The sequence below is a fragment of the Neptunomonas sp. CHC150 genome, assembly GCF_030397555.1.
Classification (GTDB): domain Bacteria; phylum Pseudomonadota; class Gammaproteobacteria; order Pseudomonadales; family Balneatricaceae; genus Neptunomonas; species Neptunomonas phycophila.
Window position 1 is genome coordinate 1 of record NZ_JAPNXU010000033.1, and the last position, 1,380, is coordinate 1,380.

At 39.5% G+C, this 1,380-nt stretch carries 2 protein-coding genes; one reads left to right on the top strand and one right to left on the bottom strand.

The window, feature by feature from the left end; all coding sequences use genetic code 11:
• The coding region (locus OW491_RS18270; RefSeq protein WP_354669567.1) for a helix-turn-helix domain-containing protein at positions 1–120 on the bottom strand (120 nt) is incomplete at its 3' end.
• A gap of 214 nt (positions 121–334) precedes the next feature.
• On the opposite strand from OW491_RS18270, the gene OW491_RS17960 reads away from it, so the two are divergent.
• Entirely contained in the window at positions 335–1,000 is a 666-nt protein-coding gene (locus OW491_RS17960) for a LexA family transcriptional regulator (protein ID WP_102582819.1), read from the top strand.
• Positions 1,001–1,380 lie beyond the last annotated feature (380 nt).

Genomic DNA, 1,380 nt, shown 5'->3' on the forward strand with positions numbered 1-1,380 from the left:
AACTTCATTACGTTCTTTAGAAAGTCCGTTCTGCCTTCCTAAAGAACGTAATGAAGTTTTTCGTTTCTTTAATTCAGCAACGATGTCTTCTCGCGCCATATCTCTTTTATTAAGGCTCATATCATGCGATCCTCTTCCTATTAATTTGAGCTACTCCATGAAGTAGCTCACGAGTTAGAAAGAGAATAGTTTGAATTCTTTTTGAAATCAATAGTGAATTCAAATTGATTTCAATAAATATCGCCACACTCCGCCTAAGTGATTGATTATAAAGGGTGGTATCTGTTTATGTTTTTTGAAATCAAAATGATTCCAAATAGGAGCTTTTAAAATCATGAAGGAATGGTTTACGTCTGAAGAGATTTCACAACTTGAGGGAATGCCAAACACCGCAAGCAATGTCACTAGGAAGGCATCAAAAGAAGGGTGGAAGAAACGTCAACGAACAAAAATAAAGGGCGTAGCGTTTGAATACCACAGAAGCAGCCTTCCTCAATCAGTAATAGACTCCTTGGAAAACAACGAGGTACGAGAGCCTTCCGTTGCCTATCTTGGTGATACTATTAAGATTCCTGTCTACGACGTCACGGTGTCTGCGGGGCATGGCTGCATCCCATACGAACAAGACCAAGCTAATGAATACGTAGCAATCCAGAAAGAGCTTCTATCGCTCTATGGCGTAACGAACCGTAGAGAGCTATTCATTCTTCCTGTAAAGGGCGACTCCATGGAGCCCACGCTCTATGAAGATGACCTGGTGCTAATACAACGGATAAATTTAGATAGCTTTTTACATGAAGGGGTTTATGTCATTCGTCTGAAAGATGAACTATTCATAAAGAGAATTCAATACAACCATATAAAACAGACACTTAAAATAAAAAGCGATAACAAAGAGTACGACGAAATGTTTTTCTCAGGAGATGACCTAAATGATATTGAGGTCATTGGTGAAGCGGTGCGTGTTCTGATGACGAGGATTAGAAAGGTTAGACTTTAACGCCTCACGTTTTAAATGTTTAAACTCGGTTTAAACAGCGAACAAACAAAAACAGCCAGTGCTCACTTTGATAGTCTAAATTACATAAATTAGAAAGAATTGCTCAAATCAGCTAAAATTGCTCAATAGCCAAAAATGCAAGCGGGGCTCAAGACCTAAAATCTCAAACCCCGCACTGTATCTAGCTTCAAGCCTAATTTTCCCAATCTTTAACCGCACATAACCTACGTTAACACCCTATAACACAGATTGTTCATATCATTAGTCTCTATACACTGGTGATGTTGAAGGCATGGTCGGTGAACCTATCACCACTATGGATCTTGCGAAAAAGATTGGCGTTCATGGTCTAGCGGCCAAAACATAGTTGACCGCTAGAC

Bases quoted from the DNA above. Each gene is read 5' to 3' on its own strand.
- OW491_RS17960 (WP_102582819.1), top strand. From the start codon at position 335: ATGAAGGAATGGTTTACGTCTGAAGAGATTTCACAACTTGAGGGAATG.